General features: G+C 64.1%; 15 protein-coding genes. 10 read left to right on the top strand and 5 right to left on the bottom strand.

What is annotated here, in order from left to right; translation table 11 throughout:
• Nucleotides 1-76: 76 nt before the first annotated feature.
• Nucleotides 77-1,441, bottom strand: a complete 1,365-nt coding sequence (gene mnmE / locus SU48_RS04935; protein ID WP_064014284.1) for a tRNA uridine-5-carboxymethylaminomethyl(34) synthesis GTPase MnmE — start codon at nucleotides 1,439-1,441, stop codon at nucleotides 77-79.
• A gap of 189 nt (nucleotides 1,442-1,630) precedes the next feature.
• On the opposite strand from mnmE, the gene SU48_RS04940 reads away from it, so the two are divergent.
• Nucleotides 1,631-2,770: a vanadium-dependent haloperoxidase gene (locus tag SU48_RS04940; protein ID WP_157451080.1), complete on the top strand. Its 1,140-nt coding sequence runs from the start codon at nucleotides 1,631-1,633 to the stop codon at nucleotides 2,768-2,770.
• A gap of 350 nt (nucleotides 2,771-3,120) precedes the next feature.
• Nucleotides 3,121-3,909, top strand: a complete 789-nt coding sequence (locus tag SU48_RS04945) for an ABC transporter substrate-binding protein (protein WP_064014286.1) — start codon at nucleotides 3,121-3,123, stop codon at nucleotides 3,907-3,909.
• A 241-nt stretch (nucleotides 3,910-4,150) separates the two neighbouring features.
• Here SU48_RS04945 and SU48_RS04950 read toward each other — a convergent pair whose 3' ends face one another.
• Nucleotides 4,151-4,816, bottom strand: a complete 666-nt coding sequence (locus tag SU48_RS04950; RefSeq protein WP_064014287.1) for a DUF4258 domain-containing protein — start codon at nucleotides 4,814-4,816, stop codon at nucleotides 4,151-4,153.
• A gap of 376 nt (nucleotides 4,817-5,192) precedes the next feature.
• On the opposite strand from SU48_RS04950, the gene SU48_RS04955 reads away from it, so the two are divergent.
• Both SU48_RS04955 and SU48_RS04960 read left to right on the top strand, forming a co-directional pair.
• Complete coding sequence (locus tag SU48_RS04955; protein WP_064014288.1) at nucleotides 5,193-6,056, top strand: GNAT family N-acetyltransferase; 864 nt, start codon at nucleotides 5,193-5,195, stop codon at nucleotides 6,054-6,056.
• 83 nt (nucleotides 6,057-6,139) lie between these two features.
• Nucleotides 6,140-6,448 carry a hypothetical protein gene (locus SU48_RS04960; RefSeq protein ID WP_064014289.1) on the top strand — a complete coding sequence of 103 codons (309 nt, stop codon included), beginning with the start codon at nucleotides 6,140-6,142 and terminating at the stop codon, nucleotides 6,446-6,448.
• A 250-nt stretch (nucleotides 6,449-6,698) separates the two neighbouring features.
• Here SU48_RS04960 and SU48_RS04965 read toward each other — a convergent pair whose 3' ends face one another.
• Nucleotides 6,699-7,388, bottom strand: coding sequence for a DUF305 domain-containing protein (locus tag SU48_RS04965; protein ID WP_082869669.1), 690 nt, complete (start codon nucleotides 7,386-7,388; stop codon nucleotides 6,699-6,701).
• A gap of 88 nt (nucleotides 7,389-7,476) precedes the next feature.
• Between SU48_RS04965 and SU48_RS04970 the strand changes: the two genes are divergently transcribed.
• The 5 genes from SU48_RS04970 (at nucleotide 7,477) to SU48_RS04985 (ending at nucleotide 12,934) form a co-directional block, all read left to right on the top strand.
• Nucleotides 7,477-8,307, top strand: a complete 831-nt coding sequence (locus SU48_RS04970; RefSeq protein WP_231881712.1) for a YdcF family protein — start codon at nucleotides 7,477-7,479, stop codon at nucleotides 8,305-8,307.
• Nucleotides 8,308-8,675: 368 nt separating this feature from the next.
• Nucleotides 8,676-10,115 carry a methylenetetrahydrofolate--tRNA-(uracil(54)-C(5))-methyltransferase (FADH(2)-oxidizing) TrmFO gene (trmFO, locus tag SU48_RS04975; RefSeq protein WP_064014291.1) on the top strand — a complete coding sequence of 480 codons (1,440 nt, stop codon included), beginning with the start codon at nucleotides 8,676-8,678 and terminating at the stop codon, nucleotides 10,113-10,115.
• A 26-nt stretch (nucleotides 10,116-10,141) separates the two neighbouring features.
• On the top strand, nucleotides 10,142-10,429 hold the full coding sequence (locus tag SU48_RS14100) for a hypothetical protein (RefSeq protein ID WP_157451081.1): 288 nt from the start codon (nucleotides 10,142-10,144) through the stop codon (nucleotides 10,427-10,429).
• Between the two features lie 58 nt (nucleotides 10,430-10,487).
• Nucleotides 10,488-11,819: a UDP-N-acetylmuramoyl-L-alanine--D-glutamate ligase gene (gene murD / locus SU48_RS04980; protein WP_064014292.1), complete on the top strand. Its 1,332-nt coding sequence runs from the start codon at nucleotides 10,488-10,490 to the stop codon at nucleotides 11,817-11,819.
• Nucleotides 11,816-12,934 carry an FtsW/RodA/SpoVE family cell cycle protein gene (locus tag SU48_RS04985; protein WP_064014293.1) on the top strand — a complete coding sequence of 373 codons (1,119 nt, stop codon included), beginning with the start codon at nucleotides 11,816-11,818 and terminating at the stop codon, nucleotides 12,932-12,934. The genes murD and SU48_RS04985 overlap by 4 nt, the downstream gene beginning before the upstream one ends.
• Nucleotides 12,935-12,992: 58 nt before the next feature.
• On the opposite strand, the gene SU48_RS04990 is transcribed toward SU48_RS04985, so the two are convergent.
• A complete protein-coding gene (locus tag SU48_RS04990) occupies nucleotides 12,993-13,592 on the bottom strand; it encodes an antibiotic biosynthesis monooxygenase (protein WP_064014294.1) in 600 nt (199 codons plus the stop codon).
• Nucleotides 13,593-13,692: 100 nt separating this feature from the next.
• On the opposite strand from SU48_RS04990, the gene SU48_RS04995 reads away from it, so the two are divergent.
• A complete protein-coding gene (locus SU48_RS04995; protein WP_082869671.1) occupies nucleotides 13,693-14,520 on the top strand; it encodes an alpha/beta fold hydrolase in 828 nt (275 codons plus the stop codon).
• Between the two features lie 81 nt (nucleotides 14,521-14,601).
• Here SU48_RS04995 and SU48_RS05000 read toward each other — a convergent pair whose 3' ends face one another.
• Nucleotides 14,602-16,758 carry a glutamine synthetase III family protein gene (locus SU48_RS05000; protein ID WP_064014296.1) on the bottom strand — a complete coding sequence of 719 codons (2,157 nt, stop codon included), beginning with the start codon at nucleotides 16,756-16,758 and terminating at the stop codon, nucleotides 14,602-14,604.
• Nucleotides 16,759-16,904 lie beyond the last annotated feature (146 nt).

A 16,904-nucleotide genomic window follows, 5' to 3' on the forward strand; every position in this document is an offset into this window, starting at 1 on the left:
GGCATTGCGAAGCAATGGGGGGGTTGGTTTTCCTGCCCACCCTCGCCTTCCCCACGTTCCCAGCGCGTCAGTGCCCTCACTTCCCCACACAAAAGTTCCGAAACACCGCGTCCACCACGTCTTCCTGTACGTCGCGCCCAGTCAGATCGGAGAGGGCACGCAAGGCTTCCTCCAACTCATATCCGGCCAAGTCGTCGGGCAGATGGACGGCGGCCTGCACATGTTCTAGGGCGCGGCGGGCGGCGTCGGCTTGGCGTTCGGTGGTCAGCCACGCCTCCCCGCGCGCAGCGTCTCCGATCAGGGCGGCGTGTACGGCGTCGCGCAGTTCGGGCAGGCCCGCACCCGTCACGGCACTCACGCGCAACACAACTGGGTCAGTCCATGCAGTGGGCAAGTCGGCTTTGGTTTGCACCCGCAGCACCCGCGCTCCGTGTGGCAAGTCGGCGGGCAAGGCTTCGCGGGGTTCGCTGCCGTCCTCCAAGGCCAGCACCAAGTCGGCGCGTTCGGCTAAAGCATGCGCCTGCCGCACGCCCGCTGCTTCTATTTCGTCGGCGGTGTCGCGTAATCCCGCCGTATCGATGAGGGTCACGGGCACGCCCGCCAGTTCCAACCCCGCTTCCAAGTAGTCGCGGGTGGTTCCGGCAATTGGCGTCACGATAGAGCGCTCGTAGCCTAAGAGGGCGTTCAGCAGGCTGCTTTTGCCCGCGTTGGGCCGTCCGATCAGGGCCAGCCGTGCGCCGCGTGCCGAGATTTGGCCTGCCCTCGCACTCTGCACCAGCGCCGTCAAGTCGGCTTCGGCGGCAGCCAGCGGCGCGGCGCGGTCTTCGTCGGGCACGCCTTCTTCGGGGTAATCCAGCATGGCCTGAATCGCCGCCAGCGTGCGCGTGATGTTGGCGGCAATCCGCGTGACCCGCGCCCCCAACGCCCCTGACAGCCCCAAACTGGCCTGCCTGCGGGCCGCGTCGGTTTGGGCTTCCACCAGCCCCAGCACAGCTTCAGCCTGCGCCAAGTCCAGCCGTCCGGCAAGGTAGGCCCGCAAAGTAAATTCGCCGGGGCGGGCGGGCCGTGCGCCCAATTCCAGCGCCCGCGCCAGCACCCGCGCCAACACCGCCGGGCTGCCGTGCGTCTGAAATTCGGCCACATCCTCGCCGGTATAGCTGCGCCCGCCCCGGAAAATCAGGCACAGGCCTTCATCCAAAATCTCGCCGTCTGCGCCCACCAACTGCCCGAACAGGAAGCGCCCGCCCGCCGTGCGAGAAGGCCGCCGCTTGCCCACAAACGCGCCGTCGGCCACCGCCAGAGCATTCGGCCCACTGACCCGCACGATGCCCACGCCCGCGCTGCCGGGGGCGGTGGCTATGGCGGCGATGGTGTCGGTCAATCCAGAACGGGAAGTCACGCGGGGCAGGCTAGCAGGGTTGGCGCGGCGAGATAGGGCCATTGTTCCCACCCGTTGAATGAATGCTCGCAGTCCACGTGAGTGAGAAAAATGTCACATCAATGGTAATTTGCAAGCATGAAGCGCCCCGCCCTTGTCCCCCTTTCTGTGGTTCTGTTGCTCAGCCCGCCAGCCGCAGCCCAAGCATCTGCCCCCATAAGCACCTCCACTGTGGCTGGTACGCCCGCCTTCATGGCCCCGCCCAGCCGCACCTTTTTGGCCTCCGCCGCGCATCCCACCGTTCAGCGCCGCCTCAGCCGTGTGCCCGCCGGAACGCCTACCACCCCCAGTGCCAGCCGAGTGCGCGAAATCAATGCCGAAACCTTGGCCCTGATTCAGTCTCGCAAGCTGAACCCGGTGCGGGCGGCGCGGGCCTTGGCCCTGATTCTGGTCACGGTCAGCGACGCGCATACCATCGTGGCTGCCTCTGGCCGCGCCCTGAACACCGACGCGGTGGCTGAAGTGGCCGCCCAGCGCGTGCAAAGGTACCTGTTTCCGCAAGATTCGGTGGCGCTGGATCAGGCCCTGAAAGTGCGGCTGGCGTCGCTGCCACACGGGGCCGACGAGTTGGCGGCGGCAGGCGTGATTGCAGACTGTGTGCTGCTGTTCGCTCGGAATGACCACGCGGATCGTCCCGTCACCCCCCGCGCACCCGCCACCGCAGCGGGCAAATGGCAGGCTCTGGCCGGACAAAAGGCGATGGAGCAGAACTGGGGCTGGGTCACTCCGGTTGGAACGAGCGCCGCTACGTTGCCGCAGGTCACGCCGCCGCCCGCGTGGAACGACCCTGCTTTTGCCGATTCCCGCGCCGACTTTGCCGCCCTGCAAACCCGCCTGACCGACGCAGACCGCGCTCTGGCCGTGTACTGGGCCGCCGGAGCAGGCACCGTGACCCCAGCGGGCATGTGGCTGGAGCAGGCCGCCGCCCTGAGCCGCCAGCACGGCCTCAACGGCCCCGAAACCGCCCATGCCTTGGCCCTCACTGCCATCGCCACCCACAACGCCTTTATCGCGTGCTGGAGGGCCAAATTTCAGTATGTCGTGGCCCGTCCCCAAAACTGGATGTCGGGGCCAGAAGGCATTCAGGCGGGCTGGAAACCGGTCATCGTCACGCCGCCGTTTCCTTCGTATCCCAGCGGGCACGCTTCTGTCAGCGGGGCAGCGGCGCGGGTGCTGTCGGCGTTCTTCCCGGCAGAGGCGGCCAAGTTGACCCAAGCTGCACAGGACGCCGCTTACAGCCGGGTGGTGGGCGGGATTCACTGGGCCATAGACGGCGCGGCAGGGCTGGACATGGGCGCACGGGTGGCCGACGCGGTGTTGGCCGGAGAGTAGATTCAGACGGGATCAATGTCGATGTGGTGCTGGCTTGCGGCTGGTCTAAGGGTCTAGGGTCTAAGAATCTAAGAAGGGCAATCGCTTCGCTCATTCCCGACTCTCCTACTGGGCTTCGCAAACCAAACGAGCGGGTTGAGAAGTGGTAATCGTAGTGATTGCCCTTCTTAGATTCTTAGACCCTAGACCCTTAGACCAGCAAACACCCGCATAGAAATACATCAAGGCCGCTGAACAGCCGCCCCTATGTAAGAATTCACACCAAACCCATGCTGACCGTCATGGGCGCGTGATAAGGCTTAATTCACACTCCGGGCAACTCTCGATTCTTAGTGCCCGGAGGTTCACCTATGCGAATCCATCCACCTCTCTCCAGAACCCTGCTCACCAGTCTGCTTATCGCTGTCGTGCCCGCCCTGATCGCGCCTGCACAGGCCCGCACTCTGGCTGAGATCAGGGCCAGCGGCGTGCTGCGCCTTGCCACCAGCGCCGACTTCGAACCCTTCAATTTTATGCAGGGCGGTGCGCCCGCCGGGTTCGAAGTGGATCTGGGCGAGGCGGTGGCCCGCGATATGGGCCTGAAAGTGGTCTGGGTGGTGCGCCCCTTTGACGGCCTGCTGCGCGACGTGAACGACAGAAGTGACCAGATCGACGCGGTACTGGCCTCGCACGCCATCACCAGTACGCGGGCGCAGACGGTGGACTTTTCGCGGCCCACCTACTGCACGGGCGGCGTGATCCTGACCCGCAAGGGCGGCCCTGTGACCAGCAAAGCTCTGGCAGGCAAAAACCTCGGCGCAGAGGCGGGTAGCACCTACTTCGGCTTCTTGCGGAAACTGACTTTTGAAAAGACCATTCAGGTCTACCCCAACAGTACGGCGGTGCTTCAGGCCGTCGCCACTGGGCAGGTAGACGCCATCGCCACCGACAGATTCGCCGCGCTGGACGCCGTGAAGACCTTCAGCAAGGCCAATCTGGTCATCGGGGAAACCCTGTGGAAAGAGCAGGTGGCGATTGTGGTTCGCAAAGGCAATACCGAACTGCGTCAGGCACTCAACGCCTCGCTGAACAAGCTGGACATCAACGGCACGCACACGCAACTGGGCCGCAAATACTTCGGTGTGGATGTGGGCTGCTAGGGCGTTGGTGTTGACGATGCGTGTCAACCCCCCAGTCTGCTTTGCAGCCAGCCCCCCTTAAGGGGAGCGCAACTGCTTTTAGTCCCCACCTCTAAGGGGGGGCGTTGCAGAGCAACGGGGGGGTTCACCTTCCAAGTCAGTTTCCCCAAGATGCAGCCCAGTTAGCCGAACCACAGCGCAAGGGCCAGAGATACAAGTCTCTGGCCCTTCCACACAGTCTTCGCGGCTCACAGCCGACACCCTAGGCGCTCCGTTTCCACTTCCCCTTGCTGCGGTGGCCTGCGCGGTTGCCGACCTGTGCGGTGCGGCTGCGAATCTGTTCGTCGTCGTAGCGCAGCATCACGGCCAAGCGGGCGCGGCTGATGATGTGGTGCGGGTGCTTGGGCACGAAGGCCGTCACGATGTCCAGCACGGCATCGTCTGGCCTGCCCTGTCTACTGCTGCGGCCATACGGATGCTGCACCACCACATGCAGCGGCAGGGCCACGCCGCACGCCTCGAAGTAACCGCACACCAGCCAGCGGCGGTCTTCGGGGTACACGGCCCGCACGCGCCCCGCCAACAGCACCTGCATGATGTCGTGCTCCAAAAACCCTTCCGCGCGGGCGTGTCCGATGGCGTGGGCGCACACGTGGTACTGGCCCTCGTACACGGCTTCACGCAGCTTGGCGTGAGCGCGGGCCAACGAAAAGTCATCGGTGGCGACGCCTGCCAAGTCCACCTCGCGCTGAGGCTTCACGGGCTTGGCATTCATCTGGGCGGGCCGCACCGGAATGGGCGTGGGCGCACGGCGGGCGGCTTTTTCGGCGCGGGCCAGTTGGGCACGCAGGGCCAGAAGGTCTATGCCGCCCTGCACTTCCTGAGAAGCTGAAGACGGAACAGAGCTTCCCACAGGCTTTGCATCCATACGGTCTGGACGCGCACGCTGGGAACGCTGGGGCTGAACGGGCCTGCTGGACTGTTTTGTCACGGCGAAACCTCCCAAAACTGTCTGTTGCCCCGGCTGCCGTCTCGCTTTTTGGGGGAAAAAGGTCTGAATATCGCCCTGACCACCCTCAAAAAAGAAAAGGCCCCTCAAACACGGCTTCGTGTTCGTGGGGGAGGCAGGCGACGTACCCTATTCAGGGCATAAGGAAAGTGTAGCACGCTCCCTGCGGCCATGATGTGATGCGGTTGGCAGACATCGGGCCAGTAGATTCCTAGGCTGAAAGCGTTCGCCACGCTGCCCGAATGTTGTTCTGTTTCCCGCCCCTGCACCTTGTTTGCCCGCCGGAGGAACGCCCATGATTCGCCCCATGCAGATCACCGATACGCCCGATGTGCTTGCGCTGCTGAACTGGATGGACGACGCGCCGCACCGCGAAGTGTTTGCCCCCGACGCCCGCACCGCCGACGAACTGCACCTCGAATGCGAAGACAGTACGTGCTTGGTGGATACCGACGACGAGGGCAACGTGCTGGGCTACTGCGCGGTGTCGCCCTTCCGAGATGGGGTAGTCATAGAAGGCCCGGTGTCGGAGGGCGGGCACACGGCGGCCCTACTGAACCGCGCTGTGGCCCACGCTGAAGGCTTACCCGTGTACGCCTTTTGCGCCCTCGACAACGCCCCTGTGCGGGAAGCCTTAGAGGTGGCGGGCCTGACGCCCATGCATACCACCGACTTTTTTTCTGCGCCGCTGCACCGCCTGACGCCTGCGGCCCGCGCCCCCGATGGGCACACCATTTCGCGCCATTTGCCCCAAGCCGAGTACATGGCCCTGTACCGCGCCAGCGAAGACGGCTGGGCCGGAAGATTGGACTGGACACCAGAGGAATATCATGCCCATTTTCACCGAGACGATGTACGCCTAATTGCCCTGATGAAAGAAGGCCGCCCGGTGGGATTTGCCGAACTGGAACTGAATACGGAAGCCACCCGCGCTGACCTGACCTACCTCGCCGTGCATCCCGCTGAGCGCGGCCAAGGCTACGGGCGCACGCTGCTGGCCCTCGCCGCCGCCGAAGCCGACACCCATCCGGCCCTGCGTACCCTCCGCGCCCGCGCCCACGACCATGCCCGCGCCGCCCGCGCCCTGTACACCCGCGCAGGCCTAACGCCTTGCCGCAGCATCGTCACCTACCTCAAGGACTCGGAAGAAGAAGCCTGAACACAGACTGAAGGGGCACTGGCCGGAGGAGCTTGGTCTGACCGCACAATCTGGCTGCGTGTGGCGGGCTAGGCTCGGCAGCTATGGGAAAGAAGGATCGGCACACCCCGCGCATGGCGTTCGTGACGCTGCGTGACCTCCCCGGCACCCGCGTCATGTTCTGGGTGGTAGACGAATGCCCGTATTGCGGTGAGCGTCACTTGCACCCGGCAGGCAACCTCCGCACTGCCGACCCCAGTGACCGCCTAGGCGAAGTGCCCGCCGTATGCGACCCGACCCGCGTGTACGAACTGGCCCTGCCGCCCCGCCCCAAAAAGAAGGCAGGCAAAACAGAGCGCCGCCGGGAGCGTCAGGGTGGCAAGCGGGATGTGGTGGACGACGATAAGTGGTAGGGCGTGCGGGTCTAAGGGTCTAAGGGTCTAAGGGTCTAAGGGTCTAAGGGTCTAAGGGTCTAAGGGTCTAAGGGTCTAAGGGTCTAAGGGTCTAAGGGTCTAAGGGTCTAAGGGTCTAAGGGTGAACGTGAGACTTTTCTTTTGCTCCTCCACCCTTGCGGGGGAGGCTGGGAGGGGGTGAGTGAGCGTGAGCGATTGCCTTTCTTAGACTCTTAAACCCTCACCCCTTAGACTTCCCCTTCAAGCTGGCCTACTCTCCGTGATCGTGCGCTGGGGCCGCTTCCTCCGGGTGATCATGCTCTGCGGGCGTGCCTGCGGCGTGGTCATGGTCTGAGGTGGCCGACGCCAGCGCGGGCAAAGGCTCCGCACCTCTGGCCTGCAACAATTCGGTCATGGTGCGGATTTCTGCGCCCTGCGTGGCAGCGATCTGGCGGGCCAAGGTCAGCACTTCGGGGCGCACCCGCTCGGTCAGCACGGGTTCCACCATCGCCACCGCGCCCTGATGGTGCCGAATCATCAGCTGTAAAAATTCCCGTTCGGCCTGTACAGGGCTGCCGGAATCTAGCTTGCCCAGTTCTGTAGGCGTCGCCATGCCCATCATCGCGGCGTGTTCCGAACTCATGCCCGCGCCGCCCCACGGCAGGCCCCACAGCGTCAGCCAGCCCCGCATCTGCCCAATCTGCTCTTGCTGAGAGAGCTGAATATCCAGCGCCAGCGAACGCAAGGTGCGGTCTGTGCTGCGGTCACGAATGCGGGTCGCCATGTCTACGGCCTGCGCGTGATGCTGGATCATTTCGCGCACAAAACGGGTCTCGGTGCTGGATTCACCCGGCTTGGCGAGTCGGGGGGCCAGCAGCAAAAACGCGGCCAAGAGCGCGGCTACCACCAGCGCGGAGGCGGCCAGCACAGCGGGAGAAATAGACGGGCGGCGGCGGGTCATTACGTGCAGTATAAAGTTGATTCCGCATTATCAATGAGATGCATCGTTCCCTGTCGTGGCCCGCCCCGCTACACTGCCCCGCGTGACTCTGGGCCAGCAGACAAGACAAACGACAATCCATGAGCGTGTGCGCGGCGTGCTGAGCGGGGCCGTCATTGGCTGCGCGTTGGCCGTCCTCGCTGCGTATCTGGGAGAAATCCGTGCGCCCGTGCCGCTGCTACTGGTCTGCATTCTGGCCTGCGCGGGCTTGGGTGCGTTCCGCCTTTCCCGCCGGGTGCTGAAGGTAGGGGCGGGCCTACTGGCGGCGGTGTTTGCCCTCTGTCTGCTGACGCCGCTGTTGCGTGCGCCTCTGGCCTCGCTGACCGAAAACGCTGAGCCGGTGCAGGCCGATGCCGTGATCGCGTTGGGCGCGGGCGTGTGGTGCGGCACGGGGGCGCTGGAACCCTCCAGCCTCGCCCGCTTAATTCGGGGGCTGGAGCTTTGGCGGGTGGGCCTTGCCCCAGCGGTTACGGTGTCGCAGCAGTCGGGCCTGATCGGGCCGAAGGATTGCCCCAAACTCAGCGATCTGGAACGGGCACACATTCGCGGCCTGTATCCCAATGGCGGCCCTCAAGTCCTGACTCTCGCCAACGTGACCACCACGCGGGATGAGGCCGCCCGTGTGCGAGAACTGGCCCGCGTGCGTGGCTGGAAGCGCATTTTGCTCGTCACGTCGCCCTCTCATTCGGCCCGCGCCGCCCGCCTGTTCCGTGCCCAACTTGCGCCTTTGGGGGTCGGTGTGACCAGCGTCAATGCCCCAGAAACCCGCTTCGATACGACTTTGCCCCTGCCCTCAGACCGCTTGGCTGCCCTGCGCGTGCTGCTGTATGAGGGAATTTCGCGGGTGAAGGCGGGAGTGGGGGGGACGCCGGAGCGGTAGGAAGCGGATCGTGGGGGGTGGATCGTGGAACGTGGGAAAGCGCAGGTGGTGATGTTGCCCTTAGCTCCTCACCCTTGGCTTGCAAAGCTCCGCAGGAGAGGGGGACTGGGACAGCTCGCCTGCGAGAGGTTGGGACTCGCAGAGCTGCGCCAGCAGAGGGGGTGAGCGGGCATGGCGTCCTAGACAGCGTTTTCCTCTGGCCGCTTTTTCTCAACTAAAAAACTGTCCACACCATTGACGAGAGGGACTTGCAGAGCTGCAAACCATCAGGCTGGGAAGGGGACGAGTGAGCGTCAGCGATTGCCCACGTTCCACACTCCACGATCCACGCCACCTTCCCGCCCGCGCCGTTCCCCTACACTGGCCTGATGAGCAGTCCTGAAGCAGCACCCATTCCTACTCGTACAGTTCCAACCATCACGGTCATCGGCGCGGGCTTGGCAGGCTCCGAAGCGGCGTTGGCGGCGGCCAGCCTCGGCGTGCGCGTGCGCCTGTACGAGATGCGGCCTACACGCATGACCCCGGCTCACCGTTCGGGCAATTTTGCCGAACTCGTGTGCTCCAACAGTCTCGGCGGAGAGGGCGAAATGCAGAGCAAGGGCATGTTGCAAGCCGAACTCCGCAGCGTGGGCGGGCAGATCGTGGCCGCTGCCGACGCCTCGCGCCTGCCCGCCGGAAACGCGCTGGCCGTAGAACGCGACGAATTCAGTGGCCGCGTGACCGAACTGGTGCGCCAGCATCCACTCATTGAAGTGTTGGGCGAAGAAGTGACCGCCGTGCCGGAAGGCATCACAGTCATCGCCTCTGGCCCGCTCACCTCGGACGCGCTGGCCGCCGATGTGGCCCGCCTGACCGGAAGCGAGCGCCTCAGCTTTTACGACGCCGCCGCCCCAGTCATCGCCGCCGAAAGCATCAATTTCGAGGTGGCATGGAAGGCCGGACGCTACGACCAGAGCGCCGATTACATCAATTGCCCCTTTACCAAAGAGGAATACTTGACCTTTTTTGATGCGCTGGAGGGGGCACGCGCCCACACGCCGCACGACTGGGAAAAGTTGGAGTTTTTTGACGGCTGTATGCCCATCGAAGAAATTGCGCGGCGCGGCGTGGATACTCCCCGGTTTGGCCCTATGTCGCCCAAAGGATTAGACAATCCGCGCACGGGGCGCTGGCCCTACGCGGTGGCCCAACTGCGCCAAGAAGACCGTGAGGGCCGGATGTGGAGCCTCGTGGGATTCCAAACGGGCCTGAAATGGGGCGACCAGAAAACGGTGGTGAACCTCATTCCTGGCTTGGAAAACGCCGAAATTGTGCGCTACGGCGTGATGCACCGCAACACTTACCTGAACGCGCCGCAAGTGCTGGAATCGACGCTGCAACTCCGCGCCGACCCGACCAAGTTGGTGGCAGGCGTGCTGGCCGGAACCGAAGGGTATCTGGAGAGTGCCGCGACGGGTTGGCTGGCCGGAATCAACGCGGCCCGCCTCGCGCTGGGGCAGCCTGCCCTCACGCCGCCCGCCGAGTCCATGCTGGGCGGCCTGACCCGCTACCTTGCCAGCGCCAACCCCAAGGGTTTTCAGCCCATGAACGTGAACTGGGCGTTGGTGCCGGAGTTGCCGTTGCCCGAAGGCAAGCGCAAATGGGGCAAACGCGAGAAGCGCCCCTTCATGTTCCGGCGCGGCCTAGACGCCTTCATGGGCTGGGCTGAACAAGAAGCGGGCCTGACGGTCACGCCCCCGCCCGTGCCTGTGCCTGACACGGAAGCTGAAGCACAGGCCGCGCCGGAACTGCAAGCCGTGACGCGCTGAAGACAGAAGAGGGCGATACTGGGGCTGTGGAAGTCTTTGGGTTCGGCCTCGTGGTGGTGGCGTTGGTCATCGTGGTGGTCACGCTGATCCAGAGATCAGCGCAGTCTGCTCCGGCCCGCCGCACAGGAAGGTCAGGCCGCAGAGATGGATCGGACGGAGCCGCCGTGTATGGCGCAACCGACGACCACCGTCACAATGATTCGCGCAGACCTGACTCCTCTGATTCCAACGCTGCCGACTCCGGTTCTGGCAACTCTGGCACGTCCGATAGTGGCGGCAGCGGAGACGGCGGGGGCGGCGGTGGGGGAGAGTAGACCTCTGCTCCGCGCCTCACACGTACTGCATGGCCGATTTGCCTTATGGTAGGGCGCAATGGACGGGCAGCGGGCGGGGCAAACGGAGTTAGGGCGGATTCTGATTTACGGATTGGGCCGCAGTGGACGCGGCGTGGCGCGGTTTCTGGCGTCAGAAGGGTTGCAGGCCGATTGGCTGGACGCCCGCCCCGGCCCCGAAGACACGGCGTTGGTGGCCGACTTGGGCTTTGGCCCCGGCGACGTGTCGCGCCCGTATAACACGGTGGTGGCCGCTCCCGGCGTACCGATAGACCACCCGGATGTGTTGGCACTGGCCGCGCAGGGGGCCGAAATCGTGGGCGAAGTGGCGTTGGCCGCCCGCCTGCGCCCTAACTTGCCCCTCATCGGCATTACGGGCACGGCAGGCAAAGGAAGCACCACCGTCCTGATCGCCCATCTGCTGCGGGCCTGTGGGCTGGCGGCGCTGGAAGGCGGCAACATAGACCCGCCCTTGCTGGACGTGGTAGACCGGGCTGAAGTCGCGGTGGTGGAACTCTCCAGTTTTCAGCTGGAGCGCGTGCCGGGGCTGCGGCTCCCGGTGGCCGTCATCACCAATCTGGGCATAGACCACCTAGATCGCCACCGCACCGAGGCCGCCTACCACGCCGCCAAACTCAACATCACAGCGGGCCAGACCGCAGACGATGTGCTTATTTTGCCTGTTGGCCTGAGCGTACAAACGCGGGCGCAAGTGCGGTACTTCTCGCCCGATTCTCTGACCCTCGCAGATGGCCGCCCCGTTCTGCCCGCCGCCGACTTGCCCGAAGGCATTCACCCCGCCAACGCCGCCGCTGCTGTGCTGGCCGCCGAATCGATGTTGGTCTATCTAGGCCGCGCCGTGAATGCTGCCCTGTTGGCCGCTGCCCTGCGTTCGGCCCAGCCCGTGTCGGGGCGCTTCGAAACGGTGGCCCGCATCGGCAACGTGCGCTTTATCGAAGACAGTATTGCCACCCGCACGCTGGCCGTACAAGCCGCGCTGTTGCGGGCCACGCCGCCGATTGCGTGGCTGGTGGGGGGCCGCGACAAGGGCGCAGATCTGGCTCCGCTGAAGGCCGCCGCAGAGGGCCGGGTGGTGCGCGTGATCGCTTTTGGTGAAGACGGCGAGAAGCTGGCCCGCGAGTTGGGCTTGCCTTTCGAATCGTTCAGCGGTGAGGACGGCGATGAGGTGCTGCTGAACGCCGCCCGCGCTGGCCTGAGCGCTTTGCGAGCTACGGGAGGCACGGTGCTGCTGGCTCCCATCGGCACCAGTTTCGACTTGTTCAAGGACTACAAGGCACGCGGCGAGAGCTTTAAGCAGGCAGCGCAAATCTTAGCCGCCCCAGTCGCCGCACCCGCAGAGGCCGGGGCATGAGCGTTCAACTCGTTCTGGCACAGGTGCTGCTGCTGACCCTCGGCCTGATGGGGGTGGCGGCGGCCCGGCCTGACCTGATCACCGATCACGGCAGCAAAGCAGTGATCGCGCTGCTCGCCACCTTCGCGGTAGCCCGGATGCGGCCCAAAACGCTGCTGAAGCTGGGGCCTTGGGCCTGGGGCGCGGCCCTGATCTTGCTGCTGCTGGTGCTGTTCGTGGGCGTGGGAACCCAAACTAGCCCCGGCACACGCCGCTGGCTCGAGTTCGGCCCCGTCCGTTTCCAGCCGTCCGAGTTGGCAAAACTGGCCCTCGTGCTACAACTGGCGTCCTTCTTTTCCCGCCGGGGCGTACAGAAAAAGCTGATCAGTGCCTCGGTTATGATCGTCGTCACCACTGGCCTCATCCTGTTGGAACCCGATTTAGGAACGAGTGTGCTGACGTTCGGCCTCGGCATCATCTTGATGTACGCGGCAGGGGTCAAGATCGGCAGCATCGGAACTTTGTTGCTGGCCCTGACACTGGTGGGCCTGCCTATCGCCAGCACTTACCTTGAAAACCATCCCTATATCCGCGAACGCTGGTTTGGTCACCAAGACCGCATCAACAACGAAAGCCTGGCGGTAGGGCTAGACCAAATCGGCATGGCGCACCGTGACCTGACGTCGGGTGGGCTATGGGGACTGGGCCCAGACGGCCCGCGTTACTCGTATTTCGCCGCCCACACCGACATGGTCGTGGCCACAGTGGGCTTCAGCACTGGCCTGCTGGGCGTGGCAATGCTGCTGTTCGCCTACTGGCTCATTGTGTCTACGGCCCTGCAAGTGTCTCAACTCGCCACCCGCATTCGCCCCATGACGCCCGAAATTCATGGGGCCAGCATCCTCGCCACGGGCAGCATGTTCATGATCGTAGGTCAGGCCTTCGTGAATCTGGCGGTGGCCGCCGGAATTTTCCCGGTCACGGGTGTGCCGCTGCCATTGGTCAGTTTCGGCTTCAGCTCCATGCTCACCATGAGTATCGCGCTGGGGGTCATCCACGCCTCTATGCGCGAGGTGCGCCGCCACCTGCCCGCCGAAGAAGACGCCCCGGATGTGCTGGCGGTTCCGGCAGACTGAATCCCCAACTCTTATCAGCCCTCAACTCTTCAGCCCTGAACTCTACTGGCCCTGAAATTTACTGACTCTGAGCTTGTGCCGGATACAGCCAACGCCGCAGCCAGCGCGACAGCAGCGGCAAGACCGGCCAGTTCAGGAAAATGGTGGACGGCACGACGGTACTGAGAACGGCCAGATACCAAGGCCAGTCTTTGGTGAAGGGCGTAAACAGCACAGAAAACAGCAAAATCAGTGGGTACACGCCCACGATGCCCACCAGCACGTTCTTCCAGAGAGCCGGAGCGGGAGCGCGGGCGGGACGGTCAAACCACGCTTCCAGCCCCACCGACTCGCGGTAATCCACTTCTTCCGCCGTAAACTGCGGCAACTGCTCCAGCGCCCGCGCATACCCCGCCGACGCCCGCCACGCCGCCAAAGCGTCTGCTGAGGCAAAGCGCACCAGCGTCACGTATTCGGGCACCGGGCCGGAAGCGTCGCGCAGCACATGCAGGCCGATGAATCCGGGGTGCTGGCGCTGAAGGGCATGCAGGTCACGCGCCCACGCCTCATACGCCGTCACCTGCGAGGGCCGTACCCGTTCCGTCACGACCAACGTCACGCCGTCCAAGCGGCGCGGAAGGGTGGAATCGGTGGGGGAGGGCTGGGGGGCGTCCGGCATAGGGGAAGCACTGTACACCACGCGGGCAGAACGGGCAAAGACGGGCGGGAAGTTAGGCGGCGGGTGCTTTTTGCTGCTATGTCGAATACCGTAAGTTTCGATGCCAGCCCAAAAACCGATGGCAACACCTGCGACTCGGACGTTTACCGTCTCTCACGCCGGAATCTCTGTCGCCGTGACTGAGTTGGGTCTGGATGAGCCAGCCCTGATCTTGCTGTCTGGCTTGGGCGATCCGGCGGCGTGGTGGTTCAGCGTGCCAACTTCGGAGGAGGCGCGGCCCCACTGGATCGGGAACGACACGGGCGAGCGGCGAGTGGGAATGGCCTGCGCGTTGGCTCCTATAGCGCGGGTCATCGCCTATGACCGGGCCGGAATCGGGGCCAGTGCCGCCCCAAACCATGACCGGAGTTGGCCCGAATTGTTCGCGGAATTGGACGCCGTGCTGAACGCTGCCAAACTGACGCAGCCGCCCATTCTGGTAGGGCATTCGCTGGGCGGGCTGATCGCTTTTGCATACGCTCGCCGTCATCCCCAGAACATCGGCGGCTTGGTGTTGCTTGATCCCACACCGCCCCCGATGTCGCCCCGTCCACACGGCGATAGCCCGGAACGTCTGGCTCTGACGCACTTTGAGCCTTCCGAATTGGCCCCACAGTCTTTGGGTTCATTGCCCTTGCTCCTGCTGGCCCCCGGACGCCCCGCAACTGTGGATGAAGTGCGCTGGCAGCAACCCGCCGCCACCCAAGATGCTCTGAACGCCCGATTTTCCAGCCGCCGCGAGCAGCATCAGCGCATGGTGCAAACTTCTGCACGCGGTCAGGGGGTCTGGACTTCCGGCTCCGGCCATTACGTTCATCTCGATACGCCGCAGGAAGTCGCGCAGGCCATTCAAACTTTCTGGGCGAGCCTCTCAAGCCACAACAGCTAAAGGGGCCAGAACCCCAACGGTTCCAGCCCCCTTTTGCTGTGTCCTCAGACCCTTAGACCCTCAGCCCTCAGACTGTGTTTCTTACTTCACGAACAGCATTTGGCGGTAAGTGGGCAGAGGCCAGTGCTTCTCGGCCACCACTTTTTCCAACTTGTCGGCGGCCACGCGCACGGCGCTCATGGCGGGCAACACGTGGTCGCGCATGTGGTGGGCCTTCTCGTGCACTTCCTCGCCGCCCAGCGCCTGATTCTGGGTGTACAGCGCCCCAACCGCTTCGTACAGTTCGTCGGCGGCGGCTTCTACTTCGGCAATCACGCCCTTCACGGCTTTGCTGCTGCCTGCGCCGTACAAGTCCTTCAGGTACTTCACGCTGGCCGGAAGAATCATGGCGCGGGCGATGTACTCGGTGGTTTCGCCCTCGATGTTCACAGTCTTGAAGTAGATGTCGTACATGATTTCCTGACGGGCCGCCAGTTCGCGGTCTGTCAGCACGCCGTACTTGCTGAACAGGTCAGCGTTCTTGGCGTCGGTTAGGTGATGAATGGCATCTAAGCTGGTGCGGAGGTTCAGCAGGCCGCGCACGTGTTCGGCTTCCTCGTGCCATTCGGTGCTGTAGCCGTCGCCGTTGAACACGATGCGCTTGTGCTTGCTGTAGGTGGCCTTCACGATTTCGCCCACGGCATCGTCAATCGCCAGTCCGCTGTCCAATTTGGCCTGCAAGTCGGCGGTCAGGGCGCTCACGGCGTCGGCCACGATGGTATTCAGCACCGTGATGGGCATAGAAATGCTCTGGCTGCTGCCTGCGGCGCGGAATTCGAACTTGTTGCCCGTAAACGCGAAGGGGCTGGTGCGGTTGCGGTCTCCGGCGTGGCGGGGCAGCGGAGGCAGCACGCTGGAGCCGAGGCCCAAGAATCCGGCTTCGGGGCCGCGCCCGCCCTGACCGCTTTCCAGACGATCCAGAATTTCGGTCAGTTCGCTGCCGAGGAAGATGGAGATGATGGCGGGCGGCGCTTCGTTGGCCCCGAGGCGGTGATCGTTGCTGGCGCTCGCTACGCTGATTCGCAGCAGGTCTTGATGCTCGTCTACGGCTTTAATCACTGCCGAGCAGAAGAACAGAAATTGCAGGTTCTTGTCGGGCGTGGCTCCGGGTTCCAGCAGGTTTTCGCCCTTGTCGGTGGCCATGCTCCAGTTACAGTGCTTGCCGCTGCCGTTCACGCCTGCAAAGGGTTTTTCGTGCATCAGGCACACGAGGCCAAACTTGCGGGCCGTGTTGCGAAGAATCTGCATGATCAGTTGTTGGTGATCGGCAGCCACGTTGCTGTTTTCGTAAATGGGCGCGATCTCGAACTGGCCGGGAGCCACCTCGTTGTGGCGCGTCTTGACCGGAATCCCCAGTGCGTACATCTGCGTTTCGGCGTCGGTCATGAAGCTCAGCACGCGGTCAGGAATGGCTCCGAAGTAGTGGTCTTCCAGCTCCTGCCCACGCGGAGGCGTCGCGCCGAACAGCGTGCGGCCCGTCATGACCAAATCGGGGCGGTTGTAAAAGTACTCTTCGGCAATCAGAAAGTATTCCTGTTCTGCACCGAGGCTGCTGCCCACGCGGGTGCCTTCGCTGGCTCCAAACAGGTGCAGGGCGGGGGTCACGGCCTTGTTCAGTGCCTCTGTGGAGCGCAGCAGCGGCGTTTTGTTGTCCAGCGCCTCACCCGTCCACGACGCGAAGACGGTGGGAATGCAGAGGGTCGCGCCGTTGGCGTGCCGCATCAGGAAAGCGGGGCTGGAGGGATCCCACGCGGTGTAGCCACGCGCCTCGAAGGTGGCCCGCAGACCGCCCGAGGGGAAGGAACTGGCGTCGGGTTCGGCCTGAATCAGTTCGCCGCCGCTGAAGGTCGCCATCGCGAGGCCGTCTCCGGCGGGCGACACGAACGAATCGTGCTTTTCGGCAGTCGATCCGGTCAGGGGCTGGAACCAGTGAGTGTAGTGGGTCGCGCCGCGTTCCATCGCCCACGTTTTCATGGCGAGGGCCACCGTGTCGGCAATGCTGGGGTCAAGGGTGTCGCCGCGTTCCAGCGTAGCCTGAAGGCTCCTGTACACGGGCTTGCTGAGGCGGGCCTTCAATTGATCCAGTGTCAGCACGTCGCTGCCGAACACCTCGGTCACGATCTGCTGGGGGGTAGCATTCTGGGTGGGGTCGGTGATCCAGTTGCGGGCGGCGGAAATCACGTCGTAGTCGTGGTTCATGGGGTCTCCCTTGGGTGGTGCTCGTCTGCTCTGTTCGTCTTGGCCTGCGTCTCGGAGTCTACGTCTCTGAGTTTACGTATCCGAGTCTGCGTACCGGGGGCATCCCTGCTTCCCCAGTCCGTCAGCGCCTCAACACCTTCTGACGA

This window comes from Deinococcus puniceus (assembly GCF_001644565.1).
Taxonomy (GTDB): Bacteria; Deinococcota; Deinococci; order Deinococcales; family Deinococcaceae; genus Deinococcus; species Deinococcus puniceus.